Source organism: Nonomuraea sp. NPDC050022 (assembly GCF_044460705.1).
Classification (GTDB): Bacteria; Actinomycetota; Actinomycetes; order Streptosporangiales; family Streptosporangiaceae; genus Nonomuraea.
Genome location: NZ_JBITKE010000002.1, coordinates 862300 through 877687 on the forward strand (window position 1 = coordinate 862300; position 15388 = coordinate 877687).

Annotated in this window: 17 protein-coding genes; 7 read left to right on the plus strand and 10 right to left on the minus strand. The window is 69.7% G+C overall.

What is annotated here, in order from left to right; genetic code table 11:
- Nucleotides 1–19 precede the first annotated feature (19 nt).
- Both ACIBO2_RS10520 and ACIBO2_RS10525 read right to left on the minus strand, forming a co-directional pair.
- Nucleotides 20–898, minus strand: a complete 879-nt coding sequence (locus ACIBO2_RS10520; protein ID WP_358544147.1) for a helix-turn-helix transcriptional regulator — start codon at nucleotides 896–898, stop codon at nucleotides 20–22.
- An 82-nt stretch (nucleotides 899–980) separates the two neighbouring features.
- On the minus strand, nucleotides 981–1103 hold the full coding sequence (locus ACIBO2_RS10525) for a hypothetical protein (protein WP_358544150.1): 123 nt from the start codon (nucleotides 1101–1103) through the stop codon (nucleotides 981–983).
- 448 nt (nucleotides 1104–1551) lie between these two features.
- Between ACIBO2_RS10525 and ACIBO2_RS10530 the strand changes: the two genes are divergently transcribed.
- Nucleotides 1552–2469 carry an aldo/keto reductase gene (locus tag ACIBO2_RS10530; protein ID WP_358544153.1) on the plus strand — a complete coding sequence of 306 codons (918 nt, stop codon included), beginning with the start codon at nucleotides 1552–1554 and terminating at the stop codon, nucleotides 2467–2469.
- Between the two features lie 39 nt (nucleotides 2470–2508).
- Here the strand turns inward: ACIBO2_RS10530 and ACIBO2_RS10535 are convergent, their stop codons facing one another.
- Both ACIBO2_RS10535 and ACIBO2_RS10540 read right to left on the minus strand, forming a co-directional pair.
- Nucleotides 2509–3948, minus strand: coding sequence for an NAD(P)/FAD-dependent oxidoreductase (locus tag ACIBO2_RS10535; protein ID WP_358544156.1), 1440 nt, complete (start codon nucleotides 3946–3948; stop codon nucleotides 2509–2511).
- Nucleotide 3949: 1 nt separating this feature from the next.
- Nucleotides 3950–4510 (minus strand): hypothetical protein, encoded by a 561-nt coding sequence (locus ACIBO2_RS10540; protein ID WP_358544159.1) that lies wholly within the window; start codon nucleotides 4508–4510, stop codon nucleotides 3950–3952.
- 139 nt (nucleotides 4511–4649) lie between these two features.
- Between ACIBO2_RS10540 and ACIBO2_RS10545 the strand changes: the two genes are divergently transcribed.
- Together ACIBO2_RS10545 and ACIBO2_RS10550 are read left to right on the plus strand one after the other, a co-directional pair.
- On the plus strand, nucleotides 4650–5252 hold the full coding sequence (locus ACIBO2_RS10545) for a TetR/AcrR family transcriptional regulator (protein WP_397296425.1): 603 nt from the start codon (nucleotides 4650–4652) through the stop codon (nucleotides 5250–5252).
- Between the two features lie 126 nt (nucleotides 5253–5378).
- Nucleotides 5379–6548: a glycerophosphodiester phosphodiesterase gene (locus ACIBO2_RS10550; protein ID WP_397296427.1), complete on the plus strand. Its 1170-nt coding sequence runs from the start codon at nucleotides 5379–5381 to the stop codon at nucleotides 6546–6548.
- A 57-nt stretch (nucleotides 6549–6605) separates the two neighbouring features.
- Here ACIBO2_RS10550 and ACIBO2_RS10555 read toward each other — a convergent pair whose 3' ends face one another.
- From ACIBO2_RS10555 to ACIBO2_RS10575, 5 genes are all read right to left on the minus strand, one after another.
- Nucleotides 6606–7805, minus strand: coding sequence for a hypothetical protein (locus ACIBO2_RS10555; protein ID WP_397296429.1), 1200 nt, complete (start codon nucleotides 7803–7805; stop codon nucleotides 6606–6608).
- Nucleotides 7802–8320: a SigE family RNA polymerase sigma factor gene (locus tag ACIBO2_RS10560; RefSeq protein ID WP_358544171.1), complete on the minus strand. Its 519-nt coding sequence runs from the start codon at nucleotides 8318–8320 to the stop codon at nucleotides 7802–7804. Before ACIBO2_RS10560 ends, ACIBO2_RS10555 begins: the two co-directional genes overlap by 4 nt.
- A 208-nt stretch (nucleotides 8321–8528) precedes the next feature.
- Nucleotides 8529–8756, minus strand: coding sequence for a CATRA conflict system CASPASE/TPR repeat-associated protein (locus ACIBO2_RS10565; protein ID WP_397296431.1), 228 nt, complete (start codon nucleotides 8754–8756; stop codon nucleotides 8529–8531).
- Nucleotides 8743–8898: a CATRA system-associated protein gene (locus ACIBO2_RS10570; RefSeq protein ID WP_358544473.1), complete on the minus strand. Its 156-nt coding sequence runs from the start codon at nucleotides 8896–8898 to the stop codon at nucleotides 8743–8745. The genes ACIBO2_RS10565 and ACIBO2_RS10570 overlap by 14 nt, the downstream gene beginning before the upstream one ends.
- Nucleotides 8899–9051: 153 nt before the next feature.
- Nucleotides 9052–9696 carry an acyl-homoserine-lactone synthase gene (locus ACIBO2_RS10575; RefSeq protein ID WP_397296433.1) on the minus strand — a complete coding sequence of 215 codons (645 nt, stop codon included), beginning with the start codon at nucleotides 9694–9696 and terminating at the stop codon, nucleotides 9052–9054.
- Between the two features lie 184 nt (nucleotides 9697–9880).
- Here ACIBO2_RS10575 and ACIBO2_RS10580 point away from each other — a divergent pair, with 184 nt between their 5' ends.
- The 4 genes from ACIBO2_RS10580 to ACIBO2_RS10595 all read left to right on the plus strand — a co-directional run bounded on the left by ACIBO2_RS10580 (nucleotide 9881) and on the right by ACIBO2_RS10595 (nucleotide 14401).
- On the plus strand, nucleotides 9881–10312 hold the full coding sequence (locus ACIBO2_RS10580) for a hypothetical protein (RefSeq protein ID WP_397296435.1): 432 nt from the start codon (nucleotides 9881–9883) through the stop codon (nucleotides 10310–10312).
- Between the two features lie 102 nt (nucleotides 10313–10414).
- Nucleotides 10415–11053 (plus strand): hypothetical protein, encoded by a 639-nt coding sequence (locus ACIBO2_RS10585; RefSeq protein ID WP_397296437.1) that lies wholly within the window; start codon nucleotides 10415–10417, stop codon nucleotides 11051–11053.
- A 72-nt stretch (nucleotides 11054–11125) separates the two neighbouring features.
- Nucleotides 11126–12079, plus strand: a complete 954-nt coding sequence (locus tag ACIBO2_RS10590) for an alpha/beta hydrolase (protein ID WP_397296441.1) — start codon at nucleotides 11126–11128, stop codon at nucleotides 12077–12079.
- 87 nt (nucleotides 12080–12166) lie between these two features.
- Nucleotides 12167–14401: an Orn/Lys/Arg decarboxylase N-terminal domain-containing protein gene (locus tag ACIBO2_RS10595; protein ID WP_358544188.1), complete on the plus strand. Its 2235-nt coding sequence runs from the start codon at nucleotides 12167–12169 to the stop codon at nucleotides 14399–14401.
- A gap of 35 nt (nucleotides 14402–14436) precedes the next feature.
- Here the strand turns inward: ACIBO2_RS10595 and ACIBO2_RS10600 are convergent, their stop codons facing one another.
- Nucleotides 14437–15279, minus strand: a complete 843-nt coding sequence (locus tag ACIBO2_RS10600; RefSeq protein ID WP_397296443.1) for a hypothetical protein — start codon at nucleotides 15277–15279, stop codon at nucleotides 14437–14439.
- Between the last annotated feature and the right edge of the window lie 109 nt (nucleotides 15280–15388).

Below are 15388 nucleotides of genomic sequence, written 5' to 3' on the forward strand. Positions count from 1 at the left end.
CCCCCGCCTGGGCCGGAGGTCAGCGCTTGGTGTCGGTGTGTGCGGCGGCTTTGTCGTGCTCCTGGGTCGCCGCCCAGCTGGCGAGAAGCTGCAGGGCGTCCGCGGCCGGTGTGCCGGGATCGGCGCTGTAGACGGTGATGGACAGTCCTTCGTCGCCGGGCAGGTCCAGGGACTCGTGCCTCAGCTCCATCGCGCCGACCACCGGGTGGTGGAAGCGTTTGGTGCCTCTGGTGTAGACGTGCACGTTGTGGGCGCCCCACAGACTGCGGAAGGCGTCGCTGCGGGTGGACAGCTCGCCGATCAGGTTCGACAGTTCGCGATCGTAGGGGTTCTTGGCGGCTTCGACCCGCAGGACGCCGACGCCGTCGCGGGCGACGCGTTCCCATTCGAGGTAGAACGTTCTGGCCCGGGGGTCGAGGAAGACGAAGCGGCAGCAGTTGGCCGGCTCCTGTTCGAAGCACTCACAGTGCAGGGCGCGGGCCAGCGGGTTGGCCGCCAGGATGTCCATGCGGTTGTTGCGTATGTAGGCCGGCTGGTCGTGCAGGCCTTCGATGATGCGCAGCACGCTGGGCCGCACGGCGACCCGTTGGGGGCGGGGCCGCTCGCGGAGGGGCCGGGCGTTGACCGCGTGTGCCAGGGCGTACAGGTGGTCGCGTTCGGTGTCGTCCAGGCGCAGGGCCCGGACGAGGGCGTTGAGGACGCTGTCGGAGACACCGCCGAGGTTGCCGCGTTCCAGGCGGGTGTAGTACTCGACGCTGACCCCGGCCAGCGTCGCGACCTCGCCTCGGCGCAGGCCGGGCACGCGCCGCTGCCCGTACGCGGGCAGGCCCGCCTCCTCCGGCGTGATCTTGTCGCGGCGGGATCTCAGGAAGGTGCTGACCTCGGCCCGGTTGTCCATAACCTCAGCATAGGAAGGATGTAGCGGCCGGTGAGGGCGCGTGAGAGTCCCTGCCAGTGCCCCCCACAGGCATGGACGCGCATCACAGGGACGCGTTCGGCTTGTCGGCGTACGGGCTGGAGCGGTTTCCGACGGCCAGACCGGCGGCGATGGCGAAGATGAGTGTGCGCGCCGGAGTCATCCGGCGGTCGGGCATGGAGGGCACGAAGAGTCCCTTTCACAGAGCAGAAGCGACGGGCGGCTATTTGCGGACGATCGCGACGTTGAAGTCGTACGTCCCCATCCCGGCCGAGACCGCGAAGAGCAGCGGCGCACCGACCACTGACCATGCAACGCAAAGCAGCTGTGACCTGGGAGTCTCCGCTGTGAGGGGTACTGGCAGAAACCCCCAGCGCCCAAGACGGGGCTTCAGGTAAACCCGGCTCCCGGTCAAGAAGGCCCGCGAAGGGGGTCCCTGGCAGTACCCCCCTGCCTCGCGGTAGGACCCGCCATCCGGCATTAGAGTCGGAAACAGATCACTCGCGGGCGCGAAGCCGCAGGCCAAAGAGTCGGCCCATACCTTCCGGGCGACGCGTCGAAGATGACGACAACTGCCAGGCCGCCGACCCGCGTCGCGTCATGGCCGCGACCCGAGCACACATCCAGGAGGACCCGTGACCACCTCGCACAGCAGGACACTCGCACCCGGGGTCGACATCCCGCTCCTCGGGTTCGGCACCTACCTCATCCCCGACGCGGAGGCCGCCGACGCCGTCGAGGCGGCGCTGCGCGCCGGCTACCGCCACATCGACACCGCGGAGGTCTACCAGAACGAACGCGGCGTCGGTGAGGGGATTCGCCGCGGGATGGCCGCCGAGGGGCTCACCCGCGACGACCTGTTCATCACGACCAAACTGTGGCCGGGAGACGGAGACGAATCCTTCAAGTCGACGCAGCAGGCCGTCGACGCCTTCGAGGAGAGTCTCCACAGGCTCGGCCTCGACCACGTCGACCTGTACCTGATCCACGCGCCGTTCAACCGGGCGCAGCGGCTGGAGCAGTGGCGTGCGCTGGTCGAGCTGTTCGAGAAGCACAAGACGCGGGCGATCGGCGTGTCCAACTTCAGTGCCGCGCACATCGAGGAACTGACCGCGGCGGGTCTCCCCTTGCCACACGCGAACCAGATCGAACTGCACCCGTGGTCTCAGAAGCCCGAACTCGTGCGCTTTCTCGACGAGAACGGCATCGTTCCCATCGCCTACAGCAGCTTGGTGCCCCTCTCGACCTGGCGGACCGCCCCGGGCCATCACAGTGGCAAGACGGATGAGATGCGGGCCGACAGCGCCAGTGGCGATTCGCCCTTCAAGGCCCTTGCCGCCAAGTACGGGGTCACCGAGGCGCGGCTGCTGCTGCGGTGGGGCGTCCAGAACGGGTACCCGGTCCTGCCCAAGAGCACCAACCCCGCGCGTATGCGGGAGAACGCGGACTTGTTCTCCTTCTCCATCGACGACGAGGACATGCGGGCCATCACCGCGATGGACCGCGGCCAGGGCGTCGCGTGGGGCTCATCCGACCCCACGCACGCGACTTGATCGCCGCGCTCAACCCCTCGCACCCTGGTGAGCGTACGGTCAGCGGCCGTACGCCTCCAGCAGCCGCAGCCACACCTCGCTGACCGTGGGGTACGACGGGACCGCGTGCCACAGCCGGTCCAGCGGAACCTCGCCGACGACCGCGATCGTCGCGGCGTGCAGCAGTTCCGCGACGTCCGGACCCACGAGCGTGAAGCCGACGATCACTTTGCGGTCCTCGTCGACGACCATGCGGGCGTGCCCCCGGTATCCGTCGGCGTGCAGGGCGGATCCGGCGACGGCGCCCAGGTCGTAGTCGAGGACGCGGATCCGTACCCCGGCGGCCTCAGCCGCGGCCGCGGTCAGCCCCACCGACGCGATCTCCGGTTCGGTGAAGACCACCTGGGGCACCGCGCGCTCGTCGGCCGTGGCCACGTGCCGGCCCCAGCGGCCGTCCTCCACCGCTTCGCCCTTCGCCCGCGCCACGATCACGTCGCCGACCGCGCGGGCCTGGTATTTGCCCTGGTGGGTCAGCAGCACTCGCCGGTTGACGTCACCGACGGCGTACAGCCACCCGTCACCGATCGCTGCCCCGTCCTCCCCGACCACTCGCAGCGTGTCGTCCACCGTGAGCCAGGTACCCGGCGTCAAGCCGACGGCGCCGAGACCGATGTCCTGGGTGTTCGGTGTCCGGCCGATCGCCACCAGAACCTCGTCGGCCTCGACCCGCTCGCCGTCGGTCATCGTGATGCGCACCGTTCCGGTCTCGTCGCGGTGCACCGACGCGGCTTCCGTGCCGAGGCGTACCGACACACCGGCCTCCCGCAACGACTCGGTGACCCGCTCGCCGGCGAACGGCTCGGCCAGCGGCAGCACACCGTCACGGACCAGCATCGTCACCGAGGACCCCAGGGCGGCGAAGGCGGTGGCCATCTCCGACGCCACCACGCCACCGCCGATGATCGCGAGCCGGCCGGGGACCGCGCTCGCGGCGGCCGCCTCCCGGCTGGTCCACGGCGCGGCCTCCCGCAAACCGGGAATGTCGGGCAGTAGTGCGCCGCTTCCGGTCGCGATGACCACCGCGTGCCGGGCCGTCAACGTGATGGGGACGCCGTCGTCGCCGGTCACCTCGACCACGCCCGCGGACACGATCCGGCCCTGGCCACGGTGCAGGGCGATCCCGGCCGAATCGAGCCAGCCGACCTGACCGTCGTCCTTCCAGTACGAGGCGAAACCATCCCGCCGGTTCAGCACCGCGGCCGCGTCGAGACCACCGGTCACCGCCTCGCGGGCACCCGGCAACTGACGCGCCGCCCGTAACGCCGCCGCGCTGCGCAGCAACGCCTTGGTCGGCATGCAGGCCCAGTAGGAGCATTCTCCGCCGACGAGCTCGCGCTCGACGACGGCGGCGCTCAGGCCGCCCCGCACCACCCGGTCGGCGACGTTCTCCCCGACCGGACCGGCCCCGATGACGACGACGTCGTACGTTCTGCCGTCCACGTCAGTTCCCCTTCGCGGCGCGGCCGAGGCGGAAGGCCGAGATGAGGAAGAAGATGCCGCCGGGAATGGCGTAGCCGGCCGCGTTGGTCAGCGTCGGGTCGGCCGCGGCGGCGCCGACGATGAACGACGCACCGGCGAGTACGGAGACGCCGCCGCTGATGATCATCGGCCACTGGCCGCCCATCTTGCGCCGGGTGACCCCCACGATCAACTGGACCAGCCCGGCGACGACCGCCCAGGCGCCCCACACGCGCAGCACCGCCGGGATGCCGGACGCGCAGGCGATGGCCACACCGATGGCGGTGATCAGGCTGACGGCGACGTTCACGTACAGCAGGGCAGGTGATCCGGTGGCGCGCGACGCGCGGGCGTCGATGACGGCGGCGCCCACGTCGAACAGCGGGTAGAGCACGAGCAGGGTGACCGCGAGCGGGCCCAGGTTCGAGGCGGTCGTGAACATCACGAGGGCCCAGACGATGGCGAACGCGAACCGGACGAAGTACAGCCGCCGCAGCGCGGACGCGGTCCCGGAAATACCGGGCGACGCGGCGATGGTGCTCATGATGATCCTTTCGGTGGATGAGTGATGCGGAGAGCGCTTCAGCGCCCTCTCCACAAGACCGAACGTTCTATCGCGGCACAGCATGGCAATCGTGGCGCGGACTGTCAAGACCGAACGTTCTATCCGCTAAGCTGGCGGCATGCCCACCCCATCCGAAGGCCGGCCGTCCGAAGCACGGTCCCGGCTGCTCAACACGGCCACCCGGCTCTTCTACGCGGAGGGCATCCACTCCGTCGGCATCGATCGCATCGTCGCGGAAGCGCAGGTGACGCGGGCCACCCTCTACCGGCACTTCCCCGGCAAGGAAGACCTTGTCCTCGCCTACCTGAACGAGGTCGACCGGGCCATGCGGGGGCAAGCGGACGAGGCCGTCACCGCCGGGCTACCGGCCGCCGGCACCATCCGGGCCCTCAGCGAGTCCATCGCCCAAGGCATCCGGTCCGCCGGATTCCGGGGATGCGCCTTCCTCAACGCCGCCGCCGAATATCCCGACCCGGAGTCCCCGGTGCACAAGGCCGTCCTCGCCCACCGCCAATGGTTCCTCGAAACCGTCACGGAGCTGCTGACCAAGATCCAGCAGACCGGCGCCGAGCCCGCCGCCCGCCACTTCGTGATGATGCGCGACGGCGCCATGGCCGCCGGCTGCCTGTTCGACCCGGCGCTGATCTGCGAGACGTTCCTGCACGGAGTCGAGAGGCTGCTGAAGGTCTATGCCGCCACCGACTACAGCGACCCGGCCTGAGAGGGATGGCTCGTCACCGGAAATTCCGCCGTTATTGGCCCATAGCTAAATTTCGGTCATTACCATAATCCCTCGCGGTGATCATCGGTGAGAGTCTCCGGTACAGATGCCGCAGGGAGTTTCAACGTGCGGAAGATCGCAGCCACCACCCTCGCCATCCTCGCCGGAACCGGAGCCGGAGCTGGAGCCGGCACGGCTCCAGCGGCAGCCGCGGCCGAGTCCGCACCCGACCGGTCCCAGGTCGTCATCATCGGCCACCGCGGCGCGGCGGGCCACCGCCCCGAGCACACGCAGGGCGGCTATGAGCTGGCCGTGGCCATGGGCGCCGACTGGATCGAGCCCGACCTGGTGCCGACCAAGGACCACAAGCTGGTCGTCAGGCATGAGAACGAGATCTCCGGCACCACCGACGTGTCGCTGCGCCCCGAGTTCGCCGCGCGCAAGACCACCAAGGTCGTCGACGGGCGCAACGTGACCGGGTGGTTCACCGAGGACTTCACCCTGGCCGAGCTGAAGACGCTGCGCGCGGTCGAGCGGCTGCCCGCGATCCGCCAGCGCAACACCGTCTACAACGGCTACTACCAGGTGCTCACCTTCCAGGAGGTGCTCGACCTGGCCAAGCGGCTCTCGCGCCAGTACGGCAAGCAGGTCGGGGTCTTTCCCGAGACCAAGCACCCGACCTACTTCAGGTCGATCGGGCTGCCACTGGAGGAGCCGCTGATCGAGACCGTCAAGCGCAACGGGCTCGACCGGCCGAACAGCCCGGTGGTGGTCCAGTCGTTCGAGCCGTCCAGCCTGAAGCGGGTGGCGAAGGAGCTCCGCGTGCCGCTGTGGCAGGCCCTGGGCACCACCGGCCAGCCGTACGACCTGACCGCCGCCGGAGACCCGACGACCTACGCGGACATGATGAAGCCCGAAGGGCTGGCGAAGATCGCCCAATACGCGAAGTGGATCGGACCGGACAAGTCATCGGCGATCCCGCTCAACCCGGACGGCAGCTCGGGCACCCCGACCACGCTGGTGTCCGACGCGCACAAGGCCGGGCTGAAGATCGGCGTGTACACCTTCCGCAGCGAGAACCAGTACCTGCCCCTGCAGTTGCGGCGCGGCCAGACCCCGACGGACCACGGTGACGCGCTGGCGGAGTACCGGGCGCACATAGACCTGGGGGTGGACGCCTTCGTCACCGACTATCCCGACGCCGCCGCCCTGGCGAAGGCGGAGCAGGGCAAGCCGCGCGAGCAGGTACAGCCGAAGCAGTTCGACAACGGTCTGCCGGAAGAGGGGCAGGAGTAGACAAACACCCCGCCTCCCGGCCGGCTGGCCGGGAGGCGGGGTCACATATCGGGCCCGTCACAGGGTCCCGGGGTTGCCGGGGAGCACGAGGGCGAAGAAGTCCTGGGCGGTGTAGGTGGCGAGCTTCCTGGCCTGGCCTGTCTTGACGTTCACCGCGTAGGCCGTGAAGGGAACGTACGGAGGGTCGAGGGTCGGGGCAGGGTCGTAATCGCCGCTGTCCTTGCACACAAAGGGCCGGGCGAGGGCGGTGATCTCCTGAGGGCCGGTCCAGCTGCGCAGGTAGACGAAATTGCCGGTCATGGACAGGCCCCGAATGGGAACTCTCCGAACCACCTTGCCGGTTTCCCGGTCCAGCTGCACGAGATCCCCGCCGCTTCTGAAGCATCCGGTGCCGGGGACCCCTACGCTCTCCACCGCGGCGACGGTCTTCCCATCGGGAGCGAGCCCGCCGGCCAGGTAGTGCCCGGTGACGTCGACGGTCTTCACGTTGACCGCCTTGGCCGGTTGCCAGAGGCGGGTGAGAGTCCGCAGCCGCGTCTTGCCCGCGTACTCCGCCAGGGTGATCGTGTCGCCGTCCGGGGACAGGCCGATGGGATTCCCGCCGTTGGGAAATAGCTGGACCCTGCCCTCGCGCATGTCGAACAGCCTGGCCGGGTCCTTCAGCGGCGGCCTCTTGGTGAAGGCCAGAAAGCGGCCATCGTCCGACAACAGGAGATGGGCGATGCTGCCGAGCTGGGCCTTGGGCACCCTCGCCCAAGGCGCCATCAGGACAGATCCGGAGGCGAGGTCGCGCACCGCGAAGGTGCGGGCCCCGACGTCGTAGTAGGCGATCTTACTGCCGTCCTGGCTGATTGCCAGGGGGCTGTCCACGAGCCCGGACTGGGTACCGCGCAGGGCCTGCGCCACCCGGTATGTCCTGCCATCCTGGGTGACCACCCGCCAACCGCCGTTCACGCACCCGGACGGCGCCTGGCCGCTCTCCGGCCGGCAGAACGTCATATAGGCGTGGCTCAGCGGCCCCACCCCGCGAGCCGGCAGGTCGGACACCGCCTTGGGGTCGGTGGCCGCGTGCGGCTCCGCCGGCAGCAGTCGTACGGCGGCCGTCGCGGCGAGCGCGGCGGCGATGACCGCGGCGGCCGCCACGAGCGGAGTCGCCCTTCGCCGTCGCCGTTCGCGGGTTCTGATCGTCCGCTCGGTCAGGTCCACCTGGGGCGCGTCGTCGGCCATGTCGTCCAGCGCGTCTCGCAGCCAGGTCATCGGTGTGCCCCCTTCAGCTCTTCCATCTCGGCGAACTTCGGTGCCAGCTCCGGCGCGAGCGCCCGTAACCGGGCCAGCGCGTCGTGGGATTGGCTCTTGACGGTGCCGAGCGAGCAGTTCAGCAGCCTGGCGGTCTCATGCTCGGTGAGATCCTCGTAGTAGCGCAGGACGATCACCGCCCGTTGCCTGGGTGGCAGCCGCGCGAGCGCCTGCCGCATGGCGAGCCGGGCGATCGTGGACTCCTCGCTGGAGTGGGGCCGCTCCGGTGGCTCGGCGCTCGGCAGCTCAGTCGTCCAGACAAGCCGACGACGCCAGGAGATGTACTGGTTGACCAGCGCCTTGCGGGCGTACGCCTGAGGGCTGGCCAGCTTGGGCCAGCGCCCGAGCAGCTTGACCAGCACGCTCTGCAGCAGGTCCTCGGCGAGGTGGGCATCCCCCGTGAGCAGATACGCCGTCCGCATCAGCGACTGCTGGTGGGCGGCCATGAACTCGCGGAAGCTGTCATTGTGGTCCAAGACGACTCCTCTCGCCGTTAGCGACGCAGTCGGGCGGGCGAAAGGTTGGGTCGGTTCAGTAGCTCAGGGGCCGACGTGCACGTACGCCGCCCAGAAGATCGGAAACTCCGGACGGCGGCGACGCAGCGGCAGCAGTCAGGCCCGCCACGGCGCGGCGGTGCAGGTCGATGGCCTGGAGGAGGTCCTGCTGCGGTCACCCCGAAGGCCGTCAGTGCCAGGGCGGCCACGATGAAGGGCTTCTCGCCTGGCGCAGTGGCAGGCCCCGCGCCGTCCGGACCTCGACCGTGCCCACGGTCGTGGTCGGCATGTGTAACCGGTCGCCGAGCGCGTCCCACACCTGGCGCAGCCGCCGCTCGCCCGCGGCCGCCTCCGGTCCGGCGGCGGCCACGAACACGTGGACGATCAGCCCTGGGGCGGCAGGCTCACCCGGCCTCATCGGCCCGGTCCGCGACGGAGGCCGACAGGCTGTGGATCAGCTCGTTGACGCGCTCGCGGGTCTGCTCGGGCATCGGAGCCACCGGTTCTTCGGGGTATTTGGTGATGATCCGCATGGGCCCGGCCAGCTCCAGGTAGCCGATCTCCGCGTCCGGGACGCCCCGGCCTCCAGCGAGACCGGGGCGTCTTGGCCCGTGCGCTTTGGTGCCTCAGGGCCCCCGACTGAGGCATGTCGAGATTATTCCTTTGCGTCCGTTTTGTACAGCTTTTCGCAGATGGGACCCGCTGGAGCGCCTTCAGCGCCGCCCGTTCTGGCAGTGCGGCTCCCCTTCCGGCGCGGTGAGGGCGTTCTCCAGGAAATCCCTGGTCGACGTGGTGTAGGCCGAGCAGAGAAGCTTGCCGAAGCGCGTCGCCTTGCCGTCGCCGAGGCGCTGGGTAGGAACGCCCATGGCATGCACGCTGCGTTCCACGGCCACGCTGGAGACCGCGACGATCGTGTCACCGCGCTGGTCGACCCAGCGGAACGCCTCCCAGAGCAACGCGCGGGCGCGAGGGCCGAAACCCGCCACTACGGAACGGGACCAAGCCCGAGCCGTGGCCAGACGGCTGAGCTCCCAGATGGCCGGATCGTGCGGAGCCGGGTCACCCCGTAACGCCTCAGGGAAGACATCGCGGAGCATGTAAGGGCCCTCGGTGGGCAGCAGCCGACAGCACCCCGTGATCTCCCGGCAGCGTTGCGCGTAGCTGATCACATAAACCGGATCGCAGTCGTCGAAGGAATCGCGTTCCCTTCCGTGGAGGGTGTGGACGTCCCAGCGAAGGCGTTCGTGGAACACCTCGTGACGCAGCCGGAACATACCGTCGAGCAGCCAGGCCGGCAGTTCGCCCGCACGGCCGGCGACGATCTGTTGCGTGCATTCCCCCACCGACGGATCGTCCATGTGCGTCCTCCGCGAAAGAAGCGACTCCTGGTGATCGCTTTTCTTTCCGTCATTCGCGGAATCGCGGTTTCCGGATGGCACATAGGGCAATCGCCAGCGGCCGTCAGAGCACTGAAAGCGCATTGCAGGCGGCGTACCCGTCAATGGTTACGCATACGGTTCACGCCGTCACCAAGGAGATCCGATGAAGCGCACCATCCGTACCATGTTCGGAGTCGCCGCCACCGCCGGCATGCTCGCCCTGGGCGCCCCGGCCTTCACCGGCGCCGCGAACGCGTCGACCACGTCCGCCACATCCGCCACCGCCGGTCTCAGGCAGGGTCAGTCCTTCCTGTTCAATTACACCTTCAACGGCCATCTCAAGGTCGCCGGCGGCAATTTCACCGTCGATCACCGGGTCTACCTGGTCGTCAAGTTCAACACCGGCCGGGTGGCGTTCTCCAAGTGGGAGATCGCCCGGACGCACCCCATCACTCCCGGCGGGGCCATTTATGTGGAGACGACGATCGCGGCGCCGTGCGCGCCGGGCAACAACGGCTACGCCCGCGCCTATGACGAGGCCACCAGGACCTGGTCGCCGAAGCTGCCGGTGACCATCTGCCAGCGGATCGACTGACCTTCGCCAGACCATTGCCGGCAGGCCGCTTGCGCCTGGCTAGTATCGTCCGATGATCCCGGAAGACCACCGTCCCGACACGCGATCGTGGAAGCTGCCGACGTGACCGCCCCTGCCGACGACGGCTCACCAGAACGAGCGGGCTACCGGCGATCGGCGGGGTCCCCGCGCGGCGAGGCCAGGCGCCGCGAACTGCTCGATCGTGTCACCGACGACCTCGCGGTCAACGGGCTCGTGGACTTCTCGCTCCGGCGCGCCGCGCGGGCGGCCGGCACCACGCACAAGGTGCTTCTCTACCACTTCGACGGGGCCGAGGACCTGCTCAGGCAGGCGATCGGCCGGCTGCGCGAAAGGCGCATCGGCAACGCGCTGGCCGCCACCGCCGTGGGGGCCTCCACGCGGACGCTGTCGGCCCAGGTACGCGCCGTATGGGCCAGCCTCATGGCAGAGGAACCGGGCCTGCGGCGGGTGCTCGACCAGGCGATCGGCTTGGCGATGTACGACCCCGACCGCCACGCGGAACTCGGCTCGGAGGCGTCGGCACAGTACCTGCCCGTACTGACGTCCTTCTGTCCTGAGCACTGGTCCGACCGGCGCAAGCGGGCGGTCGCCGAGATGATCCTCGCGTCGCTTCGAGGGTTCCTGCTGGAGCGGCTGATCAGTGGCGATGTCGAGCGACTCGGCGCGGGGGTCGATGCCTTGATCCGGATGCTGGAGCGCGAGGAGGCGGTCGACGAGTAGCCGTGGACAATTTGCGAACCACGTGGTTCACTTTCGTCCATCGGTGTTGATTCAGATCGCTCGGAGGTCGCGGTGCCCATTCCTGTGGAGCGGGAGAAGGTCTGTTTCGTCAGCGGCGACGCCGAATGTGCCGCCTGGCACTACCCGGGGACCAACGGCGCCCTGGTGATCATGGCCGGAGGGTTCGCGGTGACGAAGGAGCCGGGCACCGACGTGTTCGCCCAGCGGTTTCACGAGGCCGGGTTCGGCGTACTCGCCTTCGACTATCGCCACATCGGGGAGAGCGGGGGGCTACCGCGTCTGGTGCTGCCCGTCAAAGATCAGCTCGATGACTGGCAGGCGGCGATCGCCTTCGCCGCGACCCTGCCCGGAGTCGACCCCGCCAGGCTCGCCGTCTGGGGTTTCTCCACCAGCGGCGGTCACGTCATGCGGGTGGCGGCGCGCGACCCGCGGATCGCCGCGGTGATCGCGCAGACGCCGAACGTCGACGGCCTCGACGGCACGCGCAACGCCGCACGTCATCAGAAGCCGCTGGCGATGCTGCGTTTCACCGGCAGGGGCCTGCTCGATGCCGTCGGTGGGCTCCTCGGCCGCCCGCCGCTGCTGGTGCCGCTGGCCGGTGCGCCGGGAACGCTCGCGCTGCTCACCACCCCGGACAGCGTCGATGGCGACCGGGCGCTCAACCCCGGCGGCAGATACTCCGGCTGGCAGCAGGCGGTCGCCGCCCGCTCCGCGCTCCGCCTGGCTTTCTACCGGCCGGGCCGCGACGCCTCCCGGGTACGGTGCCCGCTGCTCGTTCTGGTGTGCGACCAGGATCAGACAGCGCTTCCCGGACAGGCCCTCGCCGCGGCACGGCGCGCGCCCTGCGCGGAGGTGGTTCACCTGCCCGGCTCCCACTACGCGCCCTTCATGGACGCGCACGAGCAGGCGGTCGACGCCGAGCTGTCCTTCCTGCGCCGGTACCTGCTTGATCGTTCGGCAGCGGGGAGTCCCGCCGCCGGGACCGCGGATTCCGCGCTGCCGTAGGCGGTTCGCCTGCCGGGCACCCTGAGTGACGATCAACGACTCAGGGTAAGGAGCGGAGCGACAGTCCCCCCGGCCATGGAGTTTCGCATGGAACGTACGGTTCTCGCCGCAGTCGCCGAGCGCCCCGACGCCGACACCGCCCTCGCCGAGCAGATCCGCCGCGTCGGCGCGGCGATGGACGACCTCGGCGTCCAGGTGCGCTGGACGCATCGCACGCAGGACGCCCTGGCGGTGATCGGCTCGGACGCCTCGCTGTCCGGGATGCTGGCCGACTGGGACGCGCCCGGCGCCGACCAGGTGCTGGGCGCGGTCACCCAGCGCTTCCGCGGCCTGCCGGTCTTCCTCATGACCGCCGAACAGGAGCTCCCCCTGTGGGTGTACGAGGTCATTCAGGGCTATGTGTTCCCGCTTGAGGACACCCCCGACTTCATCGCCGGCCGCATCGCGCACGCCGCCGAGGAGTACGCCGAGCGGATCCTGCCGCCGTTCTTCCGCGCGCTGCGCAAGCTGCAGGACCACCACCAGTACTCCTGGCACACCCCGGCGCACGCCGGCGGCGTCGCGTTCCTGAAGTCGCCGGTCGGGCGGGCGTTCTTCGACTTCTACGGCGAGCGCCTGCTGCGCACCGACCTGTCCATCTCCGTCCCCGAGCTCGGCTCACCGCTGGACCACACCGGTCCGATCGGCGAGGCCGAACGCAACGCCGCCCGCGTCTTCGGCGCCGACCGTACCTTCTTCGTGATGAACGGCAACGCCACCGCCAACCGCATCGTCGGCCACCATGCCATCGCCCGCGACGAGACCGCCCTGGTTGACCGCAACTGCCACAAATCCCTCCAGCACGCGCTGACCATCAGCGGCGCCCGCCCCGTCTACCTGGTGCCCGAGCGCAACGGCCTCGGCCTGGCCGGCCCCATCCCGCCCGCCGCACTGCAGGCCGACGCCCTGCGTGCCCGCCTGGTCGGTCACCCGCTCGCGCAGACCGACCCGGCCTACGCCGTGATCACCAACTCCACGTACGACGGGCTCTGCTACGACGCCGTACGCGTCGCCGAACTGCTGAGCGAGAGCGTCCCCCGCGTGCACTTCGACGAGGCGTGGTTCGCCTACGCCCGCTTCAATCCCCTGTACGCCCGCCGCTACGGCATGGCCGTGGACGAGCGGACGCTGCCGGGGCCGCGGCGCCCCACCGTGTTCGCCACCCAGTCCACGCACAAGCTCCTGGCGGCCCTGTCGCAGTCGGCGATGCTGCACGTCCGGTCGGCCGATCGCGCCCCGGTGGACTACGAGCGGCTCAACGAGACGTACCTGATGCACTGCTCCACCTCGCCGCTCTACCCGATGATCGCCTCGCTGGACGTGGCGGCGGGGATGATGGACGGTCCGGCCGGGCCGTACCTGACGGGCGAGGCCGTCATCGAGGCGGTCAGGTTCCGCCAGGCCATGGTCCGGCTGGCCGCCCGCATCCGCGAGGACGGCCGGCGACCGGACTGGTACTTCGGCGTCTGGCAGCCCACACACGTCACCGACCCCCACACCGGCCTGCCCGTCTCCTTCGCCGAAGCCGACCCCGGCCTCCTGAGCACCGATCCGGCGTGCTGGACGCTGGAGCCCGGCGCCGCCTGGCACGGCTTCCAGGGCCTGACCGACGGCTACTGCCTGCTCGACCCCATCAAGGTGACGATCACCTGCCCCGGCGCCGACGCCGCCGAAGGCACCCTCGACTGGGGCATTCCCGCTCGGATCGTCGCCACCTATCTGCGGGAGCGCGGCATCGCCGTGGAGAAGACGGGGGATCACACGCTGCTGGTGCTGTTCTCCATGGGCATCACCAAGGGCAAGTGGGGCACGCTGATCGACGCGCTCACCGACTTCAAACGCGCCTACGACGACGACCTGCCCCTGGCCGAGGTGCTGCCGGGCTTCGGGCCACCGGCCACCACGCTGCGCCGCTTCTGCTCCGACGTACACGACAAGCTCCGCGCCCTCGAGCTCGGCGCGCTCCTCGACCAGATCTTCACCACCCTCCCCCAGCCCGTCCGCACCCCGGCCGACAGCTACCAGGCCCTGATCCGCTCACGCACCGAACGTGTCCCGCTCGCCGACCTGCCCGGCCGCATCTCGGCCGCCACGGTCGTGGTCACGCCGCCGGGGATCCCCATGCTGATGCCCGGGGAGGCGACCGGGCCCGCCGACGGCCCGCTGATGGCCTACCTGCACGCCCTGGAGGACTTCGACCGCTCCTTCCCGGACCTGGCCACCGACATCCACGGCGCGCACCGCGGCGACGACGGCCGCTACCACGTCGAAGTCGAACGCTGAGGAGCGGTCACCGGCCGGGCCGGCGCGGATGAGGTTCAGTCCTCGTGGAGCCTGGCCAGCTCTCCTGCCTCGACGGGGTGCACCGAGCGCAGCGCGGCGAGCAGCTCTTTCTTGCTCAGCGTCGGGCTCTCGATCCGCACCAGGTCGTCGCCGTACCACGCGAAGATGATCTTCTGGGTGCCACTGGAAGCGAGCCATGCCCCCGGTGACACCTGCCGGCACTTGTCCTCCTCCGGGAGGTAGAAGTTCAGCGCGGCATAGTCGCAGGCGCCTTTGGGGCTATCCGTGCTCCCTGACTCGACGGCGACGTCAACTCGCGCGATCAAGTCATCGCGAGCGTACCTGAGCTCCAGCCGCCCATCCACGCCCTTCAAGGACCAGAGCTGGTAATCCGGCAGCGTGGGCGCGACGAGCGGGACTCCGGAGCGGGCCAACCTGTGGGCGTGCGCCGCGTCGGCGAGCACGTCCTGTGCCGACCACACGGCCAGGTACGCCACCGCGACGCCCGCGACCGTCAGGACGCGGAGTCCCCGGTGCACCGGCATGACCAGAGCGCCCGCGGCCAGGTAGGCGGTCGCGCCCAGAGCCACGAGTGACAGGCCCATCTGCCAGTCACCCGAGTCCATGGTCTCGGTAGCGCCTACGAGGGGGAGATCGGCGAGGAGGAACGTCACGATGACGGCCGGGCCCACCAGGCCCACCCCCCACCAGCTCGGCAGACCGCCCCACCAGGACAGGAAGAACCCCAGGCCGGAGGACAGGACGACCGTCATCAGCAGGTCGAGCATTCCTATGTCGTCTCCCCGCCAGCAGAGGAGGACGAACTGGGCCAGTCCGACCACTGCCCCTACGAGCGCGGCCCGCAGCGATGCGTTCATGTTCCGATCATGTCGAAAGAACTGCGTCCATGGCGGAAATCAGGCGATTTGGTACGGCGACCACCGCCGCCCGCCTGCGGCCGCCGGCGCGCCCACGGATCCCGGCGAG